The sequence below is a fragment of the Embleya sp. NPDC025285 genome (genome assembly GCF_055558835.1).
In genome coordinates this window covers 75,091-99,839 of sequence record NZ_JBVHLU010000013.1, presented here as the reverse complement: position 1 = coordinate 99,839, position 24,749 = coordinate 75,091, and the positions used below count along the sequence as shown (strand labels likewise).

The window sequence follows — 24,749 nt, the reverse complement described above, 5'->3', positions numbered from 1 at the left end:
CCACCACGCTCCCGATCCGATCGGCCTTGCTTCCTTCGGGGCGTCGTGCCGGCCCGGTCGATCGCCGACGGTCGACGTCACCCCTCACCCGTCACCCGTCACCCGTCAGCCCTTGAGCGCGGCGCGGAGGGCTGGGGTGTGGTCGGCGGCCCAAGTGGCGAAGGTGCGGCCTGGGCGGCCGGTCAACTCTGCCAGGGTAGGCAGCACTTCCTCGGGAACCTGCACTCGCCGCGCCTGATAGTCCAGGACCTTGTCGACCACCTGTGGGGGCCGGCCCGCGGCCCGCATGCGTTCGCGTGCCGCGGCGGGGGAGAGCTCCTCCCAGGACAGCGGAAGTCCTGTTGCCTCCGCGAGGGCGGCGAGCTGTTCGGCCTGGGTGATCACCGCAGGGCCGGTCAGGACGTAGCGGCGTCCGCTGTGGTGCGGCTCGGTCAATGCCAGTGCCGCCACTGCCGCGAGGTCGGCTTCGTGGATCGGGGCCGTCGCGGCGGCGCCGTAGGCCGCCTGCACGCTTCCGCCGGCGCGCAGGTCGGCCATCCAGTGCCAGGCGTTGGCCATGAAGCCGTGCGGGCGCAGGAACGTCCAGTCCGGCACCGCTTGTTCGACGAGCTTCTCGACCGCACCATCGGGTCGCGACGGATCGTCGTCCGCAACCACGGAGGACAAGTAGGCGATGCGGCGGATCCCGGCCTCAACCAGTGCCGCCACGGCCTCCTCGGCACCGTCCGCCTTCACGAACGGCCAGACCAGAAAAACTGCTTCGCACCCACGCGCGGCTGCGGCCACCGTGGACGGATCGGTCAGGTCGGCACGGACGAGTTCCAGTCCGTCGGCGTCGGCGAACCGCGAGGTCTCCGGGTCCCGCACCAGCGCCCGTACCCGATGCCCGCCGTCCAGAAGGGCCGCAACAAGGGCTCGTCCGACCGTCCCGGTCGCTCCGGTCACCGCAATGGGCAGGTCTGTGGGCATGGCAACGCTCCTGGAGGCAAGGCCTCTCGCAGGAGGCCGGTCACGGGGTCTTCCACGACCGTAGAACGGGACGGGAAGTCACCCAATGCCTCATCGTCTTCGGAAAATACGCAGACGTATCGGGGTCGAGACCCTCGCGCCGGCATGGCCCCGCGGGATCGCCGAGGAGGCTGAGGAACCCGAGCAACCCGAGCAACCCGAGGAAGCGGACGAAGCGGACGAAGCGGAGGAAGCCTCGGAACCCGAGGTCCTTGTGCCGGCGACCGGCGAGGTGGCTACTAGCGTGTCGGGCATGGACCTGCTCGGCGACGTCGTCGCCACCATGCGCGCCGGAGTGCCGCGGTCGGCTCGCGCGCAGTGGTACGCCCCGTGGGGGCAGGAGTTCCGCCGCGGCCCCGGTGCGGGCTTCGTCGTCGTGCTGCGCGGCCCCTGCGTAGTGCTGCGGCCGGACGTCCCGCCCCTCCCACTCGGTGTCGGTGACGCCGTGTTCCTGCCGCACGGCGACGGCTACGCCCTCGCCGAACACCCGGACAGCCCCCTCGCCGCCCCGACTTGCGGCCCCGACGGCACTCCGGTCGACCCGCCGGCCCCGGCCGGCCGACCAAGCGTGCTCGAAGAACGCTTCGCCGCACCACCGGCGGGAGATCGCACCGCGCTCCCGCCGGGCGCGACTCCCACGACCGTCACGCTCTGCGGCGCGTACCACCTGGACCGCGCACACACGCACCCACTGCTCGACAGCCTTCCCCCGGTCGTGCATGTCCCCGCGCAACTCGGCGGAGCGCCGGGCGGCGGCGGCGGCGACGACGGCGCACGTGCCGGTCTGCGTTCCACCGTCGAACTGCTCGGCGCCGAACTGGGTACGGCCCGGCCGGGGACCGGCATCGTCGTCCCCGCACTGCTGGACGCGATGCTGGTCTACATCCTGCGCACCTGGTACGCCGAGGCTGCCGCAACCGCCGCCGGTACCGTCGGCCACCCGACCCGCGGCTGGGCCGCCGCGCTCGCCGACCCGGTCGTCCGCGCCGCACTGGACGCCGTCCACGACAACCCCACCGCGCCCTGGACCGTCGAATCCCTCGGTGCTCACGCCGGCCTGTCGCGCGCCGCGTTCTCGCGCCGCTTCACCGCGTTGGTGGGCCGTCCTCCGCTCGCGTACCTGACCTGGTGGCGCCTGACCAGCGCGGCCCGACTCCTCCGGCACTCCGACGCGCCGCTGGCATCCGTCGCCGACCAGGTCGGCTACGCGTCCGAATTCGCCTTCGCCAACGCCTTCAAGCGTCAGTTCGGCACCCCGCCCGGCCGCTACCGCATTCGTGAGAAGTGACGGCGCCGGTAGGCCGGTTCGGGTGAGATGTTCCGGAGGGCGAGAGTCGCTTCGGCTGCCGTCTCGGTACTGTGACTTCCCATGACCGACGGCGAGATCGAGATCACCGCAGAGCTGGTCCGCGACCTGCTGCGGGAGCAACATCCAGACCTTGCGGGGCTGGCCGTCCGCGAGGTGGCGGGCGGCTGGGGCAACCAGATGTGGCGCCTCGGGGACGATTTGGCCGTGCGCATGCAGCGCGTGGACCCCACCCCGGAGCTCCAGCTCAAGGAGCGGCGGTGGCTACCCGTACTGGCCCCGCGCCTGCCGCTCCCGGTGCCGACCCCGGTGCGGTTCGGCGAACCGTCCGAGCGCTTCCCCAAGCACTGGACCGTGATGACGTGGGTACCCGGCGAGCCGCTGGACCACGGCTCGATCAGCCGCGGCGCCCACGCGGCAGACACGCTGGCGGGCTTCCTCCGAGCGCTCCACGTGGAGGCGCCCGTCGAGGCGCCGATCGCCACGGACCGCGGTGCCCATCCCGGGAACTGCACGGACGGCTTCGATCACTTCTTCGAAGCCATCGCCCCCGAAGACATCGCCGCCGACGTCCGGGCCGTCTGGGACGACGCCGTCGCGGCCCCCGCGTGGGAGGGCCCGCCGGTGTGGGTGCACGGCGACCTCCATCCCGCGAACGTCGTCGTCTCGGACGGAACGCTCTCGGGCATCGTCGACTTCGGTGACCTGTTCGCCGGCGATCCGGCGTGGGACCTCGCCGCCGCATGGGTGCTGCTACCCGCAGGCACGGCCGCACGGTTCTTCGACACGTACGCGCATGCGGACGAGTCGGCGATCCGGCGCGCCCGCGGGCTGGCCGCCATGAAGAGCCTCTTCCTGATGCTCATGGGGCGGAACGGAGATCGAGGCCTTCCCGGCGGCAAGCCGAACTGGGGACCCGCCGGCCGCGCGGCACTTGATCGTGTTCTGAAGGGCGTTTGATGCCCGCAATCTTGTTTGGCGTTCAACGTTTCAGGCTGAACGGCGTCCAAGCGCTGGGTCGTTCCTACGAACCCGTCCAGATTCGGCTCACGGACGACTCCCGGCGATCACTGCACATGCAGCCGAGCGGATGGCTCCACCCCGACGACAATGTGCGGCGCCGGCGGTGCCGGTGTCGGCGGGTTCTTGGATGTCCTTCGCGGGCGGGCGCCGCGCGGGGAGGAGTTCGGGTCGGGCATCTTGTTCAGTCTCCTGGAGAGGGGACCGCGCGGGGCGCGGCGGGTGCGGGATGAGGCAGGCGGCCGCGCAGGCCGCCGGCGCAACCGCGCCTGCCGGGGCGAACGCCATGCGGTACCCGTCCAGGGTCGGCGCCGCCACGGCCACGCCCGCCGTGTCGGCGAACAGGCGGGTGTGCTGGGCCAGTACGGTGGCGACCACCGCGCTGGACAGGGCCTGCCCGATGGTGCGCATGAGGACGTTGAGGCCGTTCGCCGCGGCGGTCTGCTCCAGCGGCACCGCCCGCGTGATCAGCATGGGCAGGGCGGAGTAGGCGAGCGCCGTACCGACCGAGACCACGGCCGCGCCCGCGATGACCGCCCACAACTTGGCTGCCGGCGGGCAGGCCGCACTTGCGAGCGCCTGGACGGCCCGCGGGGGAGTCGACGACAGTCGGTCGGACGGCTGAACCGACCGCTCATCGACGGCCGTCCGCGATCCTCGACCGCACGAGCCGACCGTGCGTGCATCGTCCGAGGCGACCCGGCCGTCCTCGGTCGCGGTCGGTCGCTCCTCCAGTGTCAACAACGCTGGTGGGCAATACAGCCGGGCCGTCTACGTGGATTGGTTGTTTCCGGCCGACGTCATGTGGGGTCGGGTCGGTACGCCCGTAGGAACGTGTCGACTGCGGCGGCGGCGATCGCGTGGGTTTCGGCGGCCGTCACTTTGCGGCTGCCCAGGTGGGAACGCGCTTCCATGGGAGCGGTGAGAAGCGCGAGGAACTGTTCCGCTGCCTGCGCGGGTTCGCACGGGCGTAGGCGTCCCGACAAACACAGTCGGGCCAGTCTGTCGGCGAGGGACTCGGCGATCCGGATCGAGGTGCGTCGGTGGACGGCCTCGACAAGGTCGGGGAAGTGGACCACTTGTGCGTGGGTGAGGCGTCGCAGCGCGGTGGAGCGTTCGTCGCAGCAGAGCACAAGCAGTCGGTACGCGATGTCCTCCATTGCCGCCGTGAGGTCCTCGCCGGGTGCGCGCAAGTCGTCGACGACGGCGAGGCAGTCGGTCTGTACCGCGTCCGCGGCGGCCTCGACGGTCTGCCGGAACAGGTCTTCCTTGTCGGCGAAGTGGTTGTACATCGTCGGTTTGGCGACGCCGGCCTCGGCGGCGACTTCCCGTACGCCCGCCTGTTCGTAGCCGTGCCGCGCGAACACTGCGAAGGCGGCGTCGAGGATCGCTCGCCGCTTGTCGATGCGCCCGCGTGGCGCGAACCGTTCCCTTGGAGGCGCTGCTTCCGTCACGTGCGCAGCATACTGCGGGTCAACGAATCTGACCCCAACGGTTCACTTTTCTTGTCTGCGTGTGTCAGAGTACTCACCAGCCTACTTATCTGAACCAGTGGGTTCATTGAAGGGAGTGGCCGTGATAGCCAGCCTGCAGCGCTTCGCGTTCAAGGACGAGACAACCGAGGAGGAGCGAGTCGAGGTGCTCGCCGCCTTCAGGCGGACCGCGAGCGTCGAGTCGGTGGCGTTCTCGACGGTCGGCCGCGATCTGGGAGACCCCGCCGAGGGCTTCACCCACGCGTACTTCTGCGCCATCGCGGACCTGGCGGCATTGGAGCGCTACATGCACGACCCCGTGCACTTGGCGGGCGACTTCGTGATCCTTCCCCGACTGGCGCGGCTGATCGCGGTGCGCTTCTCCGACGATTCGTCACCCGATCCGGCCGACGCCATCGCGGCGATCTATCAGGCGAAGGTGCAGAAATATCCGGAATGGGAAGAGATGCTGAACGCGATTCCGGACGTGAAGGTGGCGGCGGAGTCAACGCGTTGAGATCTGCGGATTCCGTGAGTCTGCGCCGGTTGCAGATCTCGATAAGGCGGGCCCGGAGCGGTCACGGCTGCGGCGGGCGGTAACAGACGCGGATCCTGGTGTGACGAGCCGTTGATGCGCTGAGGATCACTCGGAATGTTGAGGGCGTCGGCCCCGGCCGGTTCGGGTCGGGGCCGAACCTGTTGCCATGCGGGGCGAATGGGTGGAGGAGACGGTCGGGCCGGACCGCGTCGTCTGCGCATTTCCGGGATCGTCCCTGCGGCCCCTGGCGTGATCGACCCCGATTATCGAAACCGACTCTGTGACGAGGCGACGGACCTTTCGGTGGTCGTCCGAAGGAAAGGAGGTGAGCGCACCGCTCCCGGCTCGCCTTTGTCGTTCGGCGGTCCTACTGTCGAAGGCGTTCACGAGGAGGATGTCTGATGCGCAGCGTGACCTATTCGATGAACGTTTCGCTTGACGGCTATATCGTCGGGCCGGACGGCAACTTCGACTGGACGGCGCCCGATCCGGAGGTCTTTCGCTTCTGGATCGAGGAGATTCGACAGGTTGGCGTCCACCTGTTGGGACGACGGCTGTACGAGACGATGCTGTACTGGGAGACCGCCGACCAGGATTCCTCGCTCGACGAGGCCGAGTTGGAATGGGTCGCGCTCTGGAAGCCGCTCCCGAAAGTGGTGTTCTCCACCACGCTGTCGGCGGTACAGGGCAATGCCCGCCTGGCCTCCGGCGGTCTGGCGGAGGAGATCGAGCGGTTGCGAGCCGAGCCCGGGGAGGGCGACATCGCGATCGGGGGCGCGACTCTCGCCGCCGAGGCGGCCGCGCTGGGTCTGATCGACGAGTACCAGGCCATGGTCTACCCGGTGCTGGTCGGCGGTGGCATTCCGTTCTTTCCCCACGGCGAGCGCCGGGTGGATCTCGAACTCGTCGAGACCCGCACCTTCGCCTCGAGATTCGTCTACCTCCGTCACCGCGTGGCACGTTAGCCGGTTCGTCCGCCGAGTCCGGTGAAGCCTCGGACGAGGTCGGCGGCTGCGGGAAGGTCGGGACAAGCGTCGAGGACGCGGTCGGGCCGGCGCGGTCGCCGCTGCTCAACGCTGCGGGGCGGCGGATGACCCGCGGCCGTGGCCTGGTCGACGCCACCGGGCGACCGTCGCCGCCTTGACGGCCGGGCGCCGCGCTGCGGAATCGTCACCGAACTCGAAGCCGTGATCACCGGCCCTGACCACAAGCGCAAGTAGGCAACGGACGTTCGAGGCATCGATGGGGCTCGGACGTTGCTGGGTGGCGGCGGCCGCGTGCGAGGATGCTGCTGTGCCGGATGCGATCGACGCGGTGGACTGGGGCTCCATACCGGGCCATCCCGACTGGTATGAACCCGAGCGTGCCGCCCGTGGTCTTCGTGTTCTTTCCGAGGCAACGAACCTGGTACGGGCGGCGGAGGCCGGCTCGCAGCTCGGCGGCGGTGGAATACTGCATGGCCACAGCGCCGCCGTGTTCCCCTCTGCCGTGATCGCGACCCCGCTGCTTCTGGACATCGCCCAGCGGGGTCACCCGGCGGCAAAGGCCGCTGCGTTGGGGCTGCTTGACGAGGCTTTGTCATGCACTCCGCACGCCGGGTACACGCGGGTGGTGGCTTCCGACGGCACTGCGGTTCCCATCTGCTGTGCCATCGCCCACCATCTGCGAGCTCGCGCCGATTTTCTTGTCGGGCTGGGCAGGATGGGCAAGTCGCTTCTGGCCGACGCGGCCGTGCACTGGCGCTTCGAGATCCGCGAGTGCGTCGCCGACGGCAGCGCTACGTCAGCCTTCGGCATCTTGGCCGGTTGTCTCCCCGACGGCGCGCATGCGGCGGAAATGCATCTCGCCGGTGCCGTCACCGTGCTGAACGAACTCACCCTCGAATACCCGCCCGCCGAGGGTTCTCCCGAAGCATGCCTGCGGGTGATCTCCCGGCATCCGGGCGAACTGCCGCCAGGTGCCGTGCTGTTTCCGGCGAAGTGCGGAGATCGCGTGCACTGACCGGCCTCGGGGCTGCAAGAAACCTGTCGGTACAGGGAGCGGCCGACCTCAACCGCCACACCGCGCGAACGGACCGCGTCCGCGTCCGTCCGCCGAGCGAAGGACTGACGACCGGGTGCCACGCCCGCGGATCGATCGCGGGCGGCGTCGGGCGGGGCTCGGCCGCCCGAGTTCGAGATCCGGCCGATCCTCGTCGGCGGCGGCAACGTCCGCATCAGGCGCATCCGGGCCTCGTGCACCAGCGTGCCGACACCACACCGCCCACCGCGCCGACCGGCGCAGCCACCACGCCCCACCTCGCAGATCGAGGACGTCCGCCGACCTGGGCATGCGAGCCCGCTGATGCCCGCGCCCGTCGGCAACTCGGGCGCGGGGCTTCACCCGAACCATCGGGCGCCCCGACCTGGCAGCCGGCGCCTTCCACAACGTCCGGTCAGGGAGAGATGCCACTATCTTCAGCCGAGTTGACGCCAACTTCGAAGCTCGGGGCCCGCCGTGTCCACGCTCGTTGGTGTTGCGCCTATCACCAGATCCACATCCCGCCGGTTCGGCCGCGCTCGTCGACGCCGACCAGGTGGGCTGCCTCGGGGCCCACACGTGAGGCAGGCCCCAGCGGGATGGCGAAGCGGTGTTCCCCGAAGTTCACGGCGAGGATCCGATCCGGATCCAACTCACAGCCGTCGACGGTCTTGCCGATGTAGCAGCGCAGGAGCTCCAACGACCCCCGTGCGGGAAAACGCCATTCGCGCCCTCCGTACGATCCGAAGGGGTCGCTCAGCGCCCGCAAGACCGGTCCGTCGAAGTGCAGTTCGACGTAATCACGGACGAAAGACACGGCGCTGACCACTTGGCCCATCAGCAGTCGGCAGGGGTCGTCCGGGTCGTTGACGATTTCCATCGGCCCATGCTGCCAGAGGCGTCCATCGACCTGGTCACGCGACCGCCCGTGGCTGATCGAGAGGACCACGTGATCGTCTCCGGGGTGGTGGTGATGATCGTCAGGAGGGGCCAACAGGACCAGTGGCCGCAGGAGCAGCCCAGGAGCGGAGTGGTGCCGGTGGAGGGGTCGGCGAATTCGGGGCCGGGTCGCCGAGGAAATGGCGTACGGGGTCGCCGACCTCGGAGAGGTGAAGGCCCTCGTGCTGGGCGCGCAGAAAGCGTTGTTCCTCGGCCGGGCCCTTGCCTAAGCGCTCCCGGCGCCAGAGGTCGTGGGTGGCATCGGCGGCGTACGCGCGCAGATCCGTACCGTCTATGCGGAAGCCCCACCGAAGGGCCGACGGCTGCTCGCCGATGGGGTGGTTCAGGAACTCGATACTGTGCATGGCCGTCATCCTGAGGGGCAACGACCGTTCGTGCGCTGCCTTTTATGCGCGGCTGTCCGAATGCCGGACACCGGCGGGCCGAACATCCGCCGGCCGCCGGCCGGCCGACAGCCTCGCTGACGCGGAGCGGATACCGGCGTTGACCGACTTGAGCGGTCTGTCAGAGGGCGATCGCCCGCAGTGCTCCGACGTCGTCCGAAACGTACACGACGCGGTCCTTGACGCAGATTCGCGCCGATCCTCCCCTGGCCTCCGGGACGACCCACTTCACGCGGCCGGCGGCGGCGTCCAGTGCGGTCAGGCCATTCGTCGAGGCGACGTACACGACACCGCCGTCGACCGCAGGCGTCGTGAGCGGCCCGGTCAGTTCGCGCAACCAGCGTTTTGCTCCCGACACACCGGCCAGCGCGGTGACGAAGCCGTCGGCGCTCGACGTGAACAACGTACCGTCGGCGGCCACCACGGTGCCGAGGTTGTCGAATCGCCCGGCGACCGTCGCGCTCCACTGCAAGGTGCCGGTCCGGGGGTCCGCCGCATCGATGCGACCCGCGGCGGGCATCCAGCAGACGGAGTTGCCCAGGGACGTGACAGTCCCGTGGAATGGACGGGAGGCCCCGCCGGAGCTCTGCGGTTCCGTTCGCCACATCTCCCGGTGTTTCGCCAGGTCGATGGCGATCAACCCACCGCCGTTGGTGACCAGGTACGCGACATCCCCTGACGCGGTGGGCGGGGCGGACAGTCTCGTTGCCAGTGGGAGGCCCCATTGGACCTCGCCGTTGGTCGGCTCGACGGCCCAGAAAAAGGCACCCTCCGCGGGAACGGTCATGTTCCAGGAGCACAGCAACCCCCCGTCGAAGCCGAAGCCGGGGGACTGCCTCGGGGTCGTCGCGATCTGCCAGCGGATCCGCCCCGTATCCTGTTCCACGGCGGTCCTGCGGGGGTTGGCGTCGACGACGTGCACGAGGCCGTTGGCGACGACGGGCACCATGTGGGGGACGGGGACCTCCTCCAACTTGGGATCGAAGGTGGGGACGCGCCAGAGTTCTCGTCCGGTACGGGCGTCGAGGGCGGCGAGTTCCTTCCCCGCGACACTGACGAAGACCCGACCGCCGGATACGACCGGAGTGCCGAGTGCCCGGCCGGGAGAGCCGACGTCGCGGGACCAGAGCACGGGGGGACCCGCCGGCGTGCTCGGCTTCGAGTTGTGGCGGCGTCGGAGGAACGCCGCGGTCGGGAGCCCGAGCGCCAGAGCGCCGACACCGAGGTAGAGCGACCGTCGGCGACTCGAGCCGGCAGGCCGGCCGCCCGAATCCGCAGGGGGCGAAGGGTTCGCCGCGGCCTCCGGATCCCGTGGGGGCGGGACTTCGTGCGGCTGCCGAGTCGAGGTCGGCGCCGCGGCCCCGCCGTAGTACATCCCGGGTTTCGGAGGACTGGGGATGCGCGGGTACCCGTGCGGTGTCGGCGGGGCGGAATCGGATGCGATGCCGGAAAGCGGCGCGGGCGCCGCGGATATCGGGGGGGCGCCGGGAGTAAGTGCGAGCCAGGGATTCGCGGCCCGCGCCGAATCTCCGAGGTCGGGATCTCCGCTGCCGCCCCCTGCGGCCTGCTCGGCCCAGTCCGAGCCGAGCACGTCCGTAGCCACGCGCACCACTTGGTGGAGAACGCCGGCGGGCAACCAGGCCGCCTCGCGGCTCGGATCACTGGTGTCGACCATGTTGTCCAGCTCCGCCACGAGTTCCCTCGGCAATGGCCGGTCCTGCGGGCGCTTGGTCAGACATGCCTGGACGAAGCTTCGGAACTCCAGCGGTACGCCGTCGAGATCGGGCTCATGAAGCGTGATGTTCGCAAGCAGAACCGGCAACGGTCCCTCGCCGAAAGGCAGTTTGGCAGTCGAAGCGTAGGCGAGGACGATCCCGCACGAGAACACATCGCTGGCCGGACCGACTTCGGCCGTCTCGAACTGCTCCGGCGACATGAAGGCGATGGAGCCGAGGGTTTGCGACGCGCGGGTGAGCGAGGTCGCGCCGGCCAAGTGGGCGATGCCGAAGTCGATCACCCGCGGCCCATCCGCCGTCAACAAGACGTTGGACGGTTTTACATCGCGGTGGACGAGGCCCGCGGCGTGGATGTGCTCGAGCGCAACCGCGAGCCCACGGGCCAAATGGCGCACGGTTCGCACCGGCAGCGGGCCGTGTGCGGCGACGGCGTCGGCGAGCGTGACGCCCGGCATGTAGGCGGTTGCCAGCCACGGTGTGGCCGCGTCCGGATCGGCGTCCACCAACCGCGCGGTGAAGACGCCGGTGACGGCTCGCGCGGCGGCGATCTCGCGGGTGAATCGACGGCGGAAATCGTCGCCGGCCTCCAGTAGATCGGAACGCACCGTCTTGACCGCGACTGTCCGGCCGCCGGGACCACGCCCCAGATACACCCGGCCCATGCCGCCGGCGCCCAGCCGACCAACCAGGTTGAAAGGCCCCAGCCGGCGCGGGTCGTCGTGGTGCAAGGGCTCCATGGTTCTCCTGTACCGCGCTCGATTTCCCACACCCTGCCAGTCGCTGTGATCATGGTCAAAAGGTCAGCCAAAAAGCGCGACGCGCCCGCGCATCAGGTCCTGTCGGGCAGTCGTGCCGAGATGTGATTCCGGGGGCAGGGGGCGCATCCCGGCCGTCCGCGCCACGATTGTCTTGATCCGCAAGGACGACTCGGCGGCGTCCGCGTCCTACCGGCGTGCCGCCTCGGCTTCGGCTGCCGGCGTGCCGTTGGTGCCGGGGAGGAGGGACGTCGTCACCGGGTCGAGTGCGGGTGCCCGCAGCGGAACAGCGGTTCGCGGGTGTCCAAGGGCACGCGAACCGGTGGCCTGGGTGGCGGCCATGCGCGAAGTCCTGGCCACGCCCGAGCCCCGAGGTCCGGCGGCCCGGACCGGGCGATGAGTCGCGACCCGTCGCGGTGCGGGGCTGGGGGCAGGCGGGTCCGCTTGCCGCGTTCCACCTGGCCAAGTGCCGTAGCTGCGGCCGGCGTTACCGCATCAGCCGGTCCGCCCACGGATGCGGTCCGTAAGTCCGAGTGATGGCGCGGACGAGCCAGTGCCGCTGATCGTCGGTGAGTGTGGGCAGGGCCGCGTCGAGGTCCGCTTCGTCCTTGGGTCGTGGCTCCATGGCCTTGTAGAAGAGTTGCACCTCCGGTGCGAGGTAGGGGATACCGTCGGCGGAGATCAGGCCGAGCGTGTCGATCGGTCGACGTACTCGCGGATCCCGGCGTGACACCCACTCCTGGTCATCGGCTTCGTCGAGCATGACCTGGATGCGCCAGGGTTCGCCCGGTGCCGGCTGGCACCAGATATCGTGAACGCCCTCGGGAAGAGCCTCGCCGGATGCCCACGGGCGCAGATTTCCCGGTGGATCGGCGGCCCACCACTTCCAGTCCGGTAGAGCCTGTTGCACGGCGAGTTGGTCGCGCCGCAGCAGCAGGACGTCAACGTCGCCGTGACCTCGGACGCGGTGGCCCACCGCGAGTTCGATGGCGAAGCCACCCGCCACCCACCAGGGGGTCTTCAGGTCGCGGAACCGGTCGGCGACCTCGGCAAGGGGCGCGGGATCCCACCTGTTCAAGGGGGTGTGCTCGTGGGTCATGCCGTCCATCCTGTTCCGTAGGCTGCTTCGAGGTGCCGATGGCCTGTAGGAGTCGGGTGCGCGGCGCGAGCGATACGCCGGCAGGGGCCGCCCCTCGCTGTGGGGAACTCTGCGTCCTGGCAAACGCCACGAGTGATCCGCAACCGGCAAGGCGTTCCCGGACCTACGGTGCGGTCACGTCCGTCGCGTGGGTGTCGTGCCGGTGCTGCGGGCCGAGCACGCGCAACTCGTCCAGCACCGTGGTGTTACCGGGCGGAGGAGTGAAGATCCGCAGGCGCTGGTCCGCCGCGGGTGTCGCCGGCACCTCGCAGTCCAGATCGATCCTGCCCAGGTCGGGATGCACGAGCCGGTACGGGTGCGACCTACGCACGGGACCTCGTGCCGGTCCCACAGCGCCGTGAATTCCGGGCTCGCGGCGCGGAGCCGCGTCACCAGCGAGCGGGACGCCTCGTCGTCGCCGCGACGGGTCGTCGCGGCCCGCAGGTCGGCGAGCAACTGCCGGGCCTGCTCCTCGTGTTCCTCGACCGCGAAGCGACCGCGGACGTCGGGGTCGGTGAACCAGCCCAGCACGATGTTGCGGTCCTGTTCGGCCACCGTGCACACGCACCCGAACAGCGCGAGCGCCAGGTCGTTCTGCGCCGGCAGGTCGCCCAGATCGCTCACCATCTGCACGGGCACGTCCTCCAGGCGGTCGAGGAGGTACCGCAGGCCGGGCCGCAGGTACTCCTCGGCCCGCGCGCCCTCCGGCGGGCGGTGCCCGGCGAGCAGGTACAGGTGGTCCCGCGCGTCCTCGGTCAGCCGCAGCGCGCCCGCCAGCGCGGCGAGCACCTGGACCGAGGGCTGGGGTCCGCGGCCCTGTTCGAGCCGCATGCTGTACATCGACATCGACCCGAACGACTGTGAGCCGGACGTCCCGGCACGCGCTCCGGGGCCCGACCACCTGCGGAACGCGGAGGTCCTCCTCGCGCACGACATGCCGGCCATCAGGGCGCACGTCCTCGACGTGGCCGCGCTCAAGGGCTCACCCACCCGTGTCGTGCCCGCCGCCGGTGAGAACTCGGGCCACGTCTGGCCGCACACGTGCGCCGCGATGCTCGCCGGCGAACCGGGGACACCCCTGGAGACGTTTCCCGCGGCCTCAACGGATACGTCTTTCGCCCGCGCGGAACCGCGGCACGGATCCGCGCGGTGCTCGGTTCCTGAGGCGCGACGGTCGGCGTCCACCTGCCGGGCGGCTGTACGAGACGATGCCGTACGCGACGTACCCCGCGTTTCTCGGGTCCGCGACACGGGAGGACAGTGCACCATCGGGTCCACGACCAGGGGTGATAGCCAATTCCTTATCGGTTTCAGGCCGATACTTGTCTTGGACCCGCGAGATTTTCTCCGCTGTACTGAGCGGCATGATCATCATTGACCGGCGTCGCCACGGATGGACCCACAGATTTCGCCCGAGTGGCGTGGCGGCCGTGGGTGTCGTGCTGACCACGCTGGCCACCGGTTGCGGCGTGCTGTCCGACGACAAAGCAACGGTGGCGGCCTCGCAGACCCCCGACAGGAGCGCACCGGCGGCCGTTTCCTCGGCGCCGCCTCCGACCGTGTCCTCGGCGGCGCCCACGGTGCGGCCGTCCTCGGCCCCGCCCACCTCGGGACCGGGATCGTCCACGCTCGTCCCCGCGCTCCAGGACGCCGCCGTGCGGGCTGTCGGGCAGAACTCGGCCGCTTCCCTGGTGGCGCTCGACATGCGCAATGGGGAGATCGTATCGACGGTGCATCGACAGGCGGGTATGTCGGGTGCGGTCGCTCCCGGTTCGACGTTCAAGATCGTGACGTCGTCGTTGCTGCTGAGCAAGGGGGTGGTGTCGCCGAACGCGAGTGCGCCGTGTCCGGCGAACTCCACGGTCAACGGTCAGAACTTCCACAATGTCGGCGGCATGTCCATACCGAAGGCAACGTTCCGCGAAGTCTTCTCCCGCTCGTGCAACACCGCGCTCATCGACCTGCGCGGGAGGATCGGTGACCGCGAACTCGCCGACTTCTCCACCAAGTACTTCGGGCTCAACAGCAACGCCTGGAAGGTTGCCGCCGGCCAGGGCACCGTGGACGGCGTGGTTCCCGCCGCGACCGGCGAGAACGACAAGGCCGCCCAGATGATCGGGCAGGGCGCGTTGAAGATGAACCCCCTAACCATGGCCTCCGTCGTGGCCACGGCCGTCACGGGCGAGTTCCATCAACCGATTCTCGAACGCGGCATGGATGTCCATACCGTCAAGGCCAAGCTTCCGAATGGCGTCAGCAGCTCCATCAGGACCATGATGATCGACTGCGCAACCACCGGCGCGGCCAAGGACGTCTTCCGCGGCATGTCCGGCGTCGGTGCCAAGACCGGAACCGCCGAGGTCGGTGACGCCACCAACGGCTGGATGGTCGCCTTCCGCGGCAACATCGCGGTAGCCGTCTACGTCGAGGGCGGTGCGTCGGGTTCCGGTGCCGCCGGCCCCATCATCCGCGATTTCCTGACGGCGGTGGCGCCCACGCGGTGATCGCGGGCGAAGCGCTCCGCCACCGCACACGTCCCGCGTCGAGGGTGTCCAGCCCCGCGGCGCAGTGCAACAGCGTCGACTTGCCCGATCCCGACGGTCCCATCACCGCAATCCAGGTCCCGGCCGCGAGCGAGAGATCCACTCCGTCGAGGGCTCGCACCCGTGCGGAACCTGCGCCGTACGTCTTGACCGCGGGGTCGAGCTGTACCACCACAGGGTCGGGACGCGGCCCGGCGGCGCACGCCGCCTCGGACCGCTCCGACTTCCACCGCGGATAACCGCCCATGGTCGTGACTCCCTTTCGCCGCCCCGCGGACCTCGCCGAGCGGTGGGACGAATCCACCGGCACGTCGGTCGCGGAACACGCCGGGAGGCAACCGGATGCCGGGGATGCCCAGGCATACCCGAGCCTTGCCGTACGGTTCGCGGCCGGGGTGGTGGACTCGAACCGTCCGGGGGAAACGCGGCCCGCCGTCGGTGTCGATGGGAAGACCACTTCGCGAGGGTCGCTGTTCCGCGTGCCGGCCGCGGCAGCCGGGTGTCGGCGACCCCGGCCCGCCGAGAGCCCACCGCGGCGCCCGGTCCGACGAGTCCGCAGGGCGGGTTCGGGGCCGAGAGGTGTTTGCCGCGGGCCCGACGTCTCGCAACCCTCGCCGACGTCTCACTCACGTTCGATGACGTGATGCCCGTGGCTGTGACCTGGTGGAAGCGGGTGCCGAGCAGTCTTGCCCGGACCCTGGCACGCGGTACAGCATGATCTTGCGTGACGTCGCCGATCGAGGGTTCCCGAGGAAAGGAGCCTTGTCGACAGTGCCTGGCGGTGTCAGGCGAGCGAGGCGGCGCGGGCGGGGTCGATGGCGTGCCGGAGCGGCCGGTTCTGGGTGAGGAGGCGGAGTTCGTCGAGTACGAGCTGTCCGAGGCGGTGACGTTCGGCGCCCAGGGCGCCGGCCAGGTGGGGTGTCAGGACGACGTTGGGGAGGGTGAACAGGGGCGAGTCGGGGACCGGGGGTTCGGGGTGCGTTACGTCGAGTACGGCGGTGAGGTCGGGCCTGGCGCGCAGGACCTGCGCGGCGGCGGTCTCGTCGATCAGTGCGCCCCGCGCGGTGTTGATCAGTGTCGCGCCCGGCCCCATGGAGTTCAGCAGCCGTGCCCCGATCGAGCCGCGGGTCTCGGGCAGAAGCGGTGCGTGGAGGCTGACGACGTGACAGGTGGCGAAGAGTTCCTCGGTGGAGATCAGCCGGACTCCCGCGCGCCGGGCGGTTTCCGGGGAGGCGACGGGATCCGCGGCGAGGACCTCGACGTCGAAGCGGGCGAGGTGGGCGGCGACGAGCCGGCCGATGTGCCCGAGTCCCAACAGGCCCACCCGTGACCGGTAGGCGCCCGGGACGTCGGGGTCGGTGGGGAAGCGGCGGCTCTGCGCCATCTCCCGCTCGATGCGGTGGGCCTGCTTCAGTCCGAGGAGGACATGGGCGAGGGTGAACTCCGCCACCGGAACGGCATTGGCCGCGGCGGCGGAGACGATCGGGATGTCGCGCTCCCAGAAGGCGGGTGTGGTCAGGTGCCGGACGGATCCCGCCGCGACGAGAACGGCCCGCAGGCGAGGGGCACGTGACAGGAGGGCGCCATCGAGGACGGGTGCGCCCCAGCCCGTGAGCAGAAGGTCGACGGTCCGCAGCGCATCGGGGTCCGCGTCGAGCTCGTGCCGGGTGAGGGGCGGACCCTGCCAGTGCACGAGCCGGCCGATCTCGGCCAGCACTTCGGGCGGGTAGACGTCGGCCCGGCGTTCTTCCTCCATGACCAACAGGGCTGTCGGTGCGGTGGCCGGTTCGTTCATGTCGGGGTGGTCTCCTCGGCCTGTGCGGTGGTGGACCGTCGGCCGGTCGGTCGGCGGTCCCTGCTCGGGTGTGATGGCAAGCGTCCGACCGAACGTCGCGGATCGGTGTGGCCTGTGCGTTGTCCGGCCCGTAGCTCGCAGGAACCATACATCGGATCATTGAAATGTCATCGCCGTGACCTTGGATGCCCGATCTTCTTCGTTCGGGTGGCTGTGGTGGAGAGTGGGACGCGCCCTGGGGTGAAGGGTCGTTCCCATCGATGCCCAACTTGCCCGAGTAAGAGGCTATTTATCGGTCTCGGGTCGTCGATCCCGTCCGTCGGATCACGTGGGAGAGGGGTGCGGGAGTGCGCCGGAGGAGCGCTCTCGTCGGTCGCCAAATCTTTTGTATTCATCGGACTATTGACCGTTTGAATCGGACCCGGTTACCGTCCTGGCAAGCGCTTTCCAGGCCACGTGATGCGGCTGAAACAGGAGTTGTCATGCAGAGATCGCGATGGATCGGTGCGGGGGCCCTCGCCTCGGCACTGATCCTCACCAGCTGTACATCCGGGCCTGCGGGAGTGGATGCCAAGCAGGACTCCAAGGCGCCCCTCGAGCTCTGGACCAGGACGACGCCGGGCGGACCGGGGGAGAAGGGCGCGCTGGAACTCGCCGCGGCGTTCGAGAAGGCCACGGGCTTCAAGGTCGAGGTCACGGCCATCTTCGACGACTTCGAGACCAAACTGCAGCAGCGGGCCGCCCAGAAGAAGCTTCCCGACATCGTCATGAACGACGTGACGCAGATCGGAACCATGCACAGCCAAGGTCTGCTCCGGGAGATCGACCTGGGCAAGATCAAGGACAACAAGCAGATTATCGGACAGGGACTGGAGTCCGGGAAGAGCCTGGACGGCAAGCAGTACGGACTCCCGTTTTCCGCGCAGGCGTCCGCGCTGCTGATCCGCAAGGACTGGCGCGAGAAGCTGAAGCTCGACGTCCCGCGGACCTGGGACGACTTCGCCGCGATGGCCGCCGCCTTCACCACCCAGGACCCCGACGGTGACGGCAAGAACAACACCGCCGGGCTCGCCGCTCCGCTGTCCACCAAGCGCGGCTACGCCTCCTGGTACTTCTCCAACTTCCTCTGGGCCGCAGGCGGCGACTTCATCACCGAGGCAGGCAAGGGCAAGTACAAGCCGGCGATGACCACCACTGCGTCCGTGCAGGCCATGCAGTGGTTCCGCGACCTGGGGTGCAAGGCCAAGGCCATCCAGCCCGGCGCCGTGACCATGGACACCCCGCCGACGAACGAGACGTTCGAGGCGGGCAAGGCCGGCATGTACGTCGTCGGCCCGTACCTGCTGCCCCGCTTCGACAAGTCCCTCGGCGCGGACAAGTACGAGGTCGTGCCGATGCCCAAGGGGCCGAAGGACGCCACCGTCCTCGCCGAGGGCAGCTCCATCTACCTGATGGCCGGCTCCGACAACCGGGCCGGCCAGGACGCCTTCGCCGGCTTCGCGGTTTCCGTCGAAGGCCAGAAGAAGGGGATGGAGGGCACCACCGGCTACACCGTGCAGATTCCGGTCAACACCACCGTGGACATCTCCCAGATCCGCCCCGACCCTCGCTGGAAGACCTACGCCCAGGCGTACCAGGACTCCGGGCGGTACGCGCCCGCCATCCCGAACTGGACGCCGGTGCGGCAGGTGACGGCGGACGCGGTGAACGCGCTGATGGCGGACTGCGGCCTCGACATCAACGCCAAGATGCGTGAGCTCGACAAGCAGCTCGCCGACATCCTCAAGGAGCAGGGGATCGCCGCGTCATGAGCCTCGACCAGGCGGAGCCGGCCGCCAAGTCGGCGAGCGGCTCCGCCCCGCGAGAAGCGGGCCGCCGGGTCGGCGGGGCCGCCGACCGCCGGGCGCGCGGCCGCAGAGGAGGCCGGTGGTGGACGCCCTGGCTGTTCCTCGCCCCGGCGCTGATCCTCTCCCTGTACTTCAAGTTCATCCCCATGGTCAACGCGGTGACCATGTCCTTCCAGGAGGTTCAGCCCTACCTGGGAAACCGGTGGGTCGGCACCGACAACTACAGCACGGTGTTGCAGTCCCACGGGTTCCGCGAGGCCGTCTGGCACACGATCGTCCTCGCCGTCGGCCAGACCTTCGGTGCGATGGCGCTCGGCTTCGCACTGGCCCTGCTGATGGAGGGGCAGAGCCGTCGACTGGGATTCGTGCGCTCCGCCGCGTTCCTTCCGGTGGTGGTGCCGATGGCGGTGGTCGCCGAACTGTGGCGGATCATGTACCACCCGACCGGCGACGGCATGCTCAACTCCATTCTCGCTCTGGCGGGAATGGGCCCGTCGGGGTTCATCAACGACCCCGACACCTCGATGGCCTCCATCATGGTCACCGGCATCTGGCGCGGCGCCCCCTACGACATGATGATCTTCCTCGCCGGTCTGACGAGTGTGGACCGCGGTCTGTACGAGGCGGCCAGGGTCGACGGTGCCTCCCGGTGGCAGCGGGTGCGGTACGTGACGGTGCCCGGGCTGCGTTCGGTGTTCTCGATCCTGTTCATCCTCGCCGCGATTCGCGGACTGCGCGTGTTCACCGAGGTGTTCCTGCTGACCAACGGCGGGCCCAACGGCTCCACCGAGGTCGTCATGACCCTCATCTACAAGCTCGGGCTCGAGCAGAACCGGCTCGGTGTCGGTGCGGCGGGAGCGGTCCTGCTGTTCGTCGCGACGCTGATCCTGACCGTCATCGTCCAACTGCTGCGGCGGAGGGAGAGCAAGTGAGCGAGTCGACCGAAACCGCGCTGGGCCTGACCGAGAGCCGCAGCATCGGCGGACGGATTCTGAAGGCCGTCGTCTACCTCGTGGTCCTGACCATGTTCGCGGGTCCGCTGCTGGCCCTGCTCGTCGGCGCCTTCGGCGACATCAAGGACCCGACGCAGCTGAGCATCGTGCCCTCGGGCTTCACGTTGGAGAACTTCGACATAGCCTTCGACCAAGGGGTGCTCAAGTATCTGCTGAACTCCTTCTTCGTCGTCGGCTTCGGGCTGCTGCTCCAGGTGTCCGTCTCCGTCCTGGCCGGATACGCGCTGGCCAGGAAAGTCTTCCCGGGAATGACGCTGGCGCTCGTCGCCATCCTGGCGACGCTGATGCTGCCCGAGGAGATCCTGGCCCTCCCGCTGTCCGTCATTCTTTCCGACCTGCCGGTCGTGCACTTCAACCTCATCGGCACCCTCGCCGGCATGATCGTCCCGCTCGGCGCCTGGGGATTCTCCATCCTGGTGATGACCGAGTTCATGAAGGACGTGCCGCGCGAACTCGAGGAGGCGGCGCGCATCGACGGCGCCGGGGACTTCCGGATCTTCGCCCAGATCATCCTGCCGATGTGCAAGCCCGCGCTCGGCGTCATCGGGGTCTTCGGCTTCACGATGATCTGGGACCAGTACCTGCTGCCCCTGCTCGTGGCCACCGACTCCTCCTCGTACACGCTGCCGCTGGCGCTGCGAACCCTGCGGATCGACCCGGCCGTGACCCCCGGCGTGGTGATGGCGGCCTCGCTGCTGGCGCTGCTGCCCTCGGTGATCGTCTTCCTGTTCTTCCAGCGGTCCTTCGTCAGCGGCCTGTCCTCCGGGGCACTCAAGGGCTGACCCGCACACCCGTCGGCTCCGCCCCCACCCCCTCCCGTACGACCAGCCCGACGCGCACCCAAAAGCCACCGCGCGCCGACGGCCGACGAGAAAGAGCGATTCCCCATGACCGCGAGCGCTGACACCCCGCAGGCGCGTCCGTCCGCGACCCCGGGTCCCGAGGCAGGCCCGGAGACGAACTGGTTCACCACCGCCCGGTTCGGCATGTTCGTGCACTGGGGTCTGTACTCACTCGCCGCACGGCACGAGTGGGTGAAGAACCGCGAGGAACTGACCGACGAGCAGTACCAGGTGTACTTCGACCACTTCGACCCCGACCGCTACGACCCCGCCGAGTGGGCCAGGGCGGCCAAGGCCGCGGGCATGCGGTACGTCGTGCTCACCACCAAGCACCACGACGGCTTCTGCCTGTGGGACAGCGCCCTCACCGAGTACAAGGTCACCAACACCCCGCACGGCCGTGACCTCGTGGGGCCGTTCGTCGAGGCGTGCCGCGCCGAGGGGCTCAAGGTCGGTCTCTACTACTCGCTGATCGACTGGCACCACCCGTCCTTCCCCGTGGACGGCACGCATCCACAGCGCGACGACGAGGCGTTCAAGGCCGCCAACGCCGACCGGGACATCCGCGAGTACCAGCGCTATCTGCACGGCCAGGTCCGCGAACTGCTGACCTCGTTCGGACGGATCGACTACCTGTTCTTCGACTTCTCGTATGCCGAGCGCTCGTGGTGGGGCGGCAAGGGACCCGACGACTGGGACTCCCCGCAGCTCCTGCGGACGATTCGCGAACTGCAACCGCACGTCCTCGTCAACGATCGGACCGGCCTTCCCGGGGACTTCGTCACCCCCGAGCAGTACCAGCCGTCCGGTCCCATGACCGAGAACGGGCGACCCGTGCTGTGGGAAGCCTGCCAGACGCTCAACGGCAGCTGGGGCTACGACCGGGACAACCTGGACCACAAGAGTCCGGACCTGCTGATCCGCATGCTCGTCGACGGGGTGTCCAAGGGCGGCAACCTGCTGCTCAACGTGGGGCCCGACGGTCGTGGCGCGCTCGACCCGCGCGACACCGCGATCCTCGACGAGATCGGCCGGTGGATGCACCTGCACGAGCGGTCGATTCGCGACTGCGGCCCGTCCTCGTACACCGCCCCCGCCGAATGCCGGTACACCCAACGCGGCGACCGGCTCTACGTGCACCTGTTCGCCTGGCCGATGCGTCACCTGCACCTACCGGGCCTGGCCGGCCGGGTGCGCTACGCCCAACTGCTCAACGACGCGTCCGAGATCATCCCGGTCCACATCGACCCGGACCGTCCCGCGGTCAACACCGAGATGGGCGGCCAGCCCGCCGGAACGCTGACGCTCCAGATCCCGGTCGGGCGCCCCGACACCCCCGTGCCCGTCATCGAACTGTTCCTGGACGCCCAGGCGACCCAGGACGCCGAGGACACCACCCGGGACACCCCGACCGCCGGCTGATCACTGGCCGGAACACCGTCCGTACCTCCACCACATCCTCACGGAGGCACCATGCAACGCCGCACGTTCCTGATGGGTACCGCGGCAGGGGTGGCGCTGGCCGCCGCCCCCGTCGGCGGAGCGCTGACCGCGAGCGCGAGCGCGGCCCCCAGGGCCGTCCGCACACTGGACGAGCTGCAGGCCGCGATCGACCGGGCACGACCCGGCGACCGGATCGTGGTGGCCGACGGGACCTACACCGTCCCCTCGGACCGCCCGCTCACCATTCGGAACAAGAAGGGCACCGGGCGCGCGCCCATCACGATCGCGGCCCGGACGCAGGGCGGCGTCATCCTGGAAGGCGAGCACAGCTTCGTCCTCGAAGCGTCGTGCCACATCACCCTCGGCGGCTTCTCCTTCCGGCAGCGGAACACCCTGGACATCCCCCCGGACTGCTCGCACATCAGACTCACCCGCAACGACATCCACCTGGCCGACATCGAGGGCGTGCACTGGGTGATGGTGCGCGCGGACGACAGCACGGTCGACCACAACCACTTCCACGGCAAGAGCACCCTCGGCATCTACCTCGGCATCGAGGGCGCGAACACCGAGGAAATGGCCCAGCGCGTCCACGTGTACCGCAACTACTTCTCCGACCACACCTTCACCGGCTCCAACGGCGGCGAACCGATCCGGCTGGGCGTCAGCCCTCGCGCCCTGTCCAGCGCCCACGCGATCGTCGAGTACAACCTGTTCGAGCGGGCCAACGGGGACCCCGAAGCGATCTCGGTGAAGAGTTCGGACAACACCATCCGGTACAACACCATCCGCAACAGTTTCGGCGGGATCGTACTGCGGCACGGCAACCGCAACCGGGTGGAGGCCAACCACTTCATCGACGGCACCGAAGGCGTGCGGATCTACGGCAACGACCATGTGATCGTCAACAACCACCTCTCCGGCCTGGCCGGGCGCGCCCTGGTGATCGGCAGCGGATCGGAGCGCGATCACCTGCCCGGCGAGACGCCCGAGGCGCGCCGCGGCAACGACGCCCCCGACCGCATCCTGATCGCCCACAACACCCTGGTGAACAACGGCGGCACGATCTCCGGCGAGAGCCAGCGCCCGCACGAGCCGCGCGACGTCACCGTCGCCGACAACCTGCTCGTCGCGGACACGGGCCAACTGGTCGCCATGGCCAACACCGTGCGCTTCACCTGGACGGGCAATCTCCTGTGGGGCGCCGCCGCGGACGGCAACATCCCCGCCGGCGGCGGTACCCGGGTCGACCCGAAGCTGGTGAAGGACGCGTACGGCATCGCCCGCCCGGCCGCCGGCAGCCCCGCGATCGACGCCGGCACGCCGCGCCGGCCGCGCATCACGCACGACATCGACGGACAGCCCCGCACCAGGACGCCGGACGTGGGCGCGCACGAATACTTCCGCCGGCCGCCGAGGCGCGGACCCCTGACGCCTGCCGACGTCGGTCCCCGGGCCCACTGAGCGCTCCCGCCCACTTCGATCCAGGAGGCATCATGCAACGACGCACGTTCCTCAAGAGCTCGGCCGTGGCCGCACTTGCCGCGGTACCCCTCACCACCTCGCTGTCGGGCAGCGCATCGGCGGCCGATATCCCGGTCTCCTCCCTCGCGGCGCTTCAGAGCGCGATCAACGGCGCCGCACCCGGTGACCGGATCGTCGTCGCCGACGGAACCTATACGGTCCCCTCGGGCGGCTCGATCAACATCTCCGGCAAGAACGGCACGAGCGCCGCACCCATCACCATCGTGTCGAAGACGCGCGGCGGTGTGGTGCTGCGGGGCGCACGCGGCTTCGTGCTCGGCAATTCGAGCAACATCGTCATCAGCGGCTTCGCCTTCCGGCAGAGCACCACGCTCGAGATCCCGACGACCTGCTCGGCGATCCGGCTGACTCGCAACGACTTCCAGTTCGCGGACAGCGGCGATCCGTACTGGGTCGTCGTCCGGGCGAACGACACGAAGATCGACCGGAACCATTTCCACAACAAGACCACCACGGGCATCTTCATCGTCGTCGACGGTCCCGGCAAGACCGACATGGCCCAGAACGTGCAGATCTTCCGCAACCACTTCTCCGACCACAGCTTCACCGGGGACAACGGCGGCGAGCCCATCCGCTTCGGCGTCAGCGGCCGGGCCCTGGCCGACGCCGGCGGAAAGGTGGAGTACAACCTGTTCGAGCGCTGTGACGGCGACCCCGAGGCCATCTCGGTGAAGTCCTCGGGCAACACCATCCGGTACAACACCATCCGCGACAGCCGCGGCGGCATCGTGCTGCGACACGGCAACGGTTCGACGGTGAAGGGAAACTACCTGATCGGCGGCATCGACGGGGTACGGATCTACGGCAACGACCATGTGATCGTCAACAACTACCTCAGCGGGCTGTCCGGCCGGGCCCTGGTGGTCGGCAGCGGCAGCACCCGTGACCACACCCCGAGTGAGACGGAGACCCAGCGGCGGGGCAACGACGCCTGCGACCGCGCGGTGATCGCGCACAACTCCCTGATCAACAACGCCGGCATGCTGTCGGGCGAGACGCGGGCGTTCGAACCGCAGGACGTGACCATCGCCGACAACCTGCTGGTCGGCGACTCCGGCAGCCTCGTCGCCATGGGAGCCACCTCCGGCTTCACCTGGCAGAGCAACCTGCTGTGGGGAGCGGCCGCCAACGGCAACATCCCCGCCGGAAGCTTCATCCGGGCCGACCCCCGGCTCAGTCAGGGCACGGACGGTGTTCTGCGGCTGACGGCGAGCAGCCCGGCGATCGGCGCGGCCACGCTGGGCGGCATAGTCCTGGCCGACGACATCGACGGGGACCAGCGCGGCAGCGTACGGGACATCGGTGCCGACGAGTACGCGACGACGCCCGCACTCCGGCACCCCCTCACCGCCGCGGACGTGGGCCCGAACGCCCCCTGAGCGACCA

The 24,749-nt window shown here is 69.5% G+C and carries 22 protein-coding genes; 12 read left to right on the top strand and 10 right to left on the bottom strand.

What is annotated here, in order from left to right:
* Positions 1 to 105: 105 nt before the first annotated feature.
* Positions 106 to 969: an SDR family oxidoreductase gene (locus tag ACZ4FV_RS11375; protein WP_465322532.1), complete on the bottom strand. Its 864-nt coding sequence runs from the start codon at positions 967 to 969 to the stop codon at positions 106 to 108.
* Positions 970 to 1,261: 292 nt separating this feature from the next.
* On the opposite strand from ACZ4FV_RS11375, the gene ACZ4FV_RS11370 reads away from it, so the two are divergent.
* Both ACZ4FV_RS11370 and ACZ4FV_RS11365 read left to right on the top strand, forming a co-directional pair.
* On the top strand, positions 1,262 to 2,296 hold the full coding sequence (locus ACZ4FV_RS11370; protein WP_465322531.1) for an AraC family transcriptional regulator: 1,035 nt from the start codon (positions 1,262 to 1,264) through the stop codon (positions 2,294 to 2,296).
* Positions 2,297 to 2,377: 81 nt separating this feature from the next.
* A complete protein-coding gene (locus ACZ4FV_RS11365) occupies positions 2,378 to 3,274 on the top strand; it encodes an aminoglycoside phosphotransferase family protein (protein WP_465322530.1) in 897 nt (298 codons plus the stop codon).
* Positions 3,275 to 3,361: 87 nt separating this feature from the next.
* On the opposite strand, the gene ACZ4FV_RS11360 is transcribed toward ACZ4FV_RS11365, so the two are convergent.
* Positions 3,362 to 3,877: an MFS transporter gene (locus tag ACZ4FV_RS11360; protein ID WP_402235423.1), complete on the bottom strand. Its 516-nt coding sequence runs from the start codon at positions 3,875 to 3,877 to the stop codon at positions 3,362 to 3,364.
* Between the two features lie 257 nt (positions 3,878 to 4,134).
* Positions 4,135 to 4,788 carry a TetR/AcrR family transcriptional regulator gene (locus ACZ4FV_RS11355; RefSeq protein WP_465322529.1) on the bottom strand — a complete coding sequence of 218 codons (654 nt, stop codon included), beginning with the start codon at positions 4,786 to 4,788 and terminating at the stop codon, positions 4,135 to 4,137.
* A gap of 115 nt (positions 4,789 to 4,903) precedes the next feature.
* Between ACZ4FV_RS11355 and ACZ4FV_RS11350 the strand changes: the two genes are divergently transcribed.
* From ACZ4FV_RS11350 to ACZ4FV_RS11340, 3 genes are all read left to right on the top strand, one after another.
* Positions 4,904 to 5,323 (top strand): Dabb family protein, encoded by a 420-nt coding sequence (locus ACZ4FV_RS11350; protein WP_465322528.1) that lies wholly within the window; start codon positions 4,904 to 4,906, stop codon positions 5,321 to 5,323.
* A gap of 422 nt (positions 5,324 to 5,745) precedes the next feature.
* Entirely contained in the window at positions 5,746 to 6,309 is a 564-nt protein-coding gene (locus ACZ4FV_RS11345) for a dihydrofolate reductase family protein (protein ID WP_395868755.1), read from the top strand.
* 328 nt (positions 6,310 to 6,637) lie between these two features.
* Positions 6,638 to 7,345, top strand: coding sequence for a hypothetical protein (locus ACZ4FV_RS11340; protein WP_402235427.1), 708 nt, complete (start codon positions 6,638 to 6,640; stop codon positions 7,343 to 7,345).
* Between the two features lie 523 nt (positions 7,346 to 7,868).
* Here ACZ4FV_RS11340 and ACZ4FV_RS11335 read toward each other — a convergent pair.
* The 5 genes from ACZ4FV_RS11335 to ACZ4FV_RS11315 all read right to left on the bottom strand — a co-directional run bounded on the left by ACZ4FV_RS11335 (position 7,869) and on the right by ACZ4FV_RS11315 (position 13,181).
* The gene (locus ACZ4FV_RS11335) at positions 7,869 to 8,243 is read right to left on the bottom strand and encodes a hypothetical protein (protein ID WP_465322527.1); all 375 of its coding nucleotides are present in this window, start codon (positions 8,241 to 8,243) and stop codon (positions 7,869 to 7,871) included.
* Positions 8,244 to 8,343: 100 nt separating this feature from the next.
* Positions 8,344 to 8,667, bottom strand: coding sequence for a hypothetical protein (locus ACZ4FV_RS11330; RefSeq protein WP_465322526.1), 324 nt, complete (start codon positions 8,665 to 8,667; stop codon positions 8,344 to 8,346).
* Positions 8,668 to 8,827: 160 nt separating this feature from the next.
* Positions 8,828 to 11,179, bottom strand: a complete 2,352-nt coding sequence (locus ACZ4FV_RS11325) for a serine/threonine-protein kinase (protein ID WP_465322525.1) — start codon at positions 11,177 to 11,179, stop codon at positions 8,828 to 8,830.
* Between the two features lie 505 nt (positions 11,180 to 11,684).
* On the bottom strand, positions 11,685 to 12,296 hold the full coding sequence (locus ACZ4FV_RS11320) for a nucleotidyltransferase domain-containing protein (RefSeq protein WP_402235434.1): 612 nt from the start codon (positions 12,294 to 12,296) through the stop codon (positions 11,685 to 11,687).
* A 174-nt stretch (positions 12,297 to 12,470) separates the two neighbouring features.
* Complete coding sequence (locus ACZ4FV_RS11315; RefSeq protein ID WP_402235437.1) at positions 12,471 to 13,181, bottom strand: MmyB family transcriptional regulator; 711 nt, start codon at positions 13,179 to 13,181, stop codon at positions 12,471 to 12,473.
* 593 nt (positions 13,182 to 13,774) lie between these two features.
* On the opposite strand from ACZ4FV_RS11315, the gene ACZ4FV_RS11310 reads away from it, so the two are divergent.
* Positions 13,775 to 14,839 (top strand): penicillin-binding transpeptidase domain-containing protein, encoded by a 1,065-nt coding sequence (locus ACZ4FV_RS11310; RefSeq protein WP_465322524.1) that lies wholly within the window; start codon positions 13,775 to 13,777, stop codon positions 14,837 to 14,839.
* Here the strand turns inward: ACZ4FV_RS11310 and ACZ4FV_RS11305 are convergent.
* Positions 14,799 to 15,125 (bottom strand): ATP-binding cassette domain-containing protein, encoded by a 327-nt coding sequence (locus ACZ4FV_RS11305; RefSeq protein ID WP_465322523.1) that lies wholly within the window; start codon positions 15,123 to 15,125, stop codon positions 14,799 to 14,801. The genes ACZ4FV_RS11310 and ACZ4FV_RS11305 overlap by 41 nt on opposite strands.
* Positions 15,126 to 15,662: 537 nt before the next feature.
* Positions 15,663 to 16,673: a hydroxyacid dehydrogenase gene (locus ACZ4FV_RS11300; protein WP_395868736.1), complete on the bottom strand. Its 1,011-nt coding sequence runs from the start codon at positions 16,671 to 16,673 to the stop codon at positions 15,663 to 15,665.
* A gap of 482 nt (positions 16,674 to 17,155) precedes the next feature.
* On the opposite strand from ACZ4FV_RS11300, the gene ACZ4FV_RS11295 reads away from it, so the two are divergent.
* The 6 genes from ACZ4FV_RS11295 (at position 17,156) to ACZ4FV_RS11270 (ending at position 24,742) form a co-directional block, all read left to right on the top strand.
* Positions 17,156 to 18,484 (top strand): sugar ABC transporter substrate-binding protein, encoded by a 1,329-nt coding sequence (locus ACZ4FV_RS11295; protein WP_395868734.1) that lies wholly within the window; start codon positions 17,156 to 17,158, stop codon positions 18,482 to 18,484.
* On the top strand, positions 18,481 to 19,452 hold the full coding sequence (locus ACZ4FV_RS11290; RefSeq protein ID WP_395868732.1) for a carbohydrate ABC transporter permease: 972 nt from the start codon (positions 18,481 to 18,483) through the stop codon (positions 19,450 to 19,452). The genes ACZ4FV_RS11295 and ACZ4FV_RS11290 overlap by 4 nt, the downstream gene beginning before the upstream one ends.
* Entirely contained in the window at positions 19,449 to 20,315 is an 867-nt protein-coding gene (locus ACZ4FV_RS11285) for a carbohydrate ABC transporter permease (protein WP_395868730.1), read from the top strand. Before ACZ4FV_RS11290 ends, ACZ4FV_RS11285 begins: the two co-directional genes overlap by 4 nt.
* A 105-nt stretch (positions 20,316 to 20,420) precedes the next feature.
* Positions 20,421 to 21,797: an alpha-L-fucosidase gene (locus ACZ4FV_RS11280; protein WP_402235449.1), complete on the top strand. Its 1,377-nt coding sequence runs from the start codon at positions 20,421 to 20,423 to the stop codon at positions 21,795 to 21,797.
* A gap of 51 nt (positions 21,798 to 21,848) precedes the next feature.
* Positions 21,849 to 23,282 carry a chondroitinase-B domain-containing protein gene (locus ACZ4FV_RS11275; protein WP_395868726.1) on the top strand — a complete coding sequence of 478 codons (1,434 nt, stop codon included), beginning with the start codon at positions 21,849 to 21,851 and terminating at the stop codon, positions 23,280 to 23,282.
* A 32-nt stretch (positions 23,283 to 23,314) separates the two neighbouring features.
* The gene (locus tag ACZ4FV_RS11270; protein WP_465322522.1) at positions 23,315 to 24,742 is read left to right on the top strand and encodes a polysaccharide lyase 6 family protein; all 1,428 of its coding nucleotides are present in this window, start codon (positions 23,315 to 23,317) and stop codon (positions 24,740 to 24,742) included.
* The last annotated feature ends 7 nt before the right edge of the window (positions 24,743 to 24,749 follow it).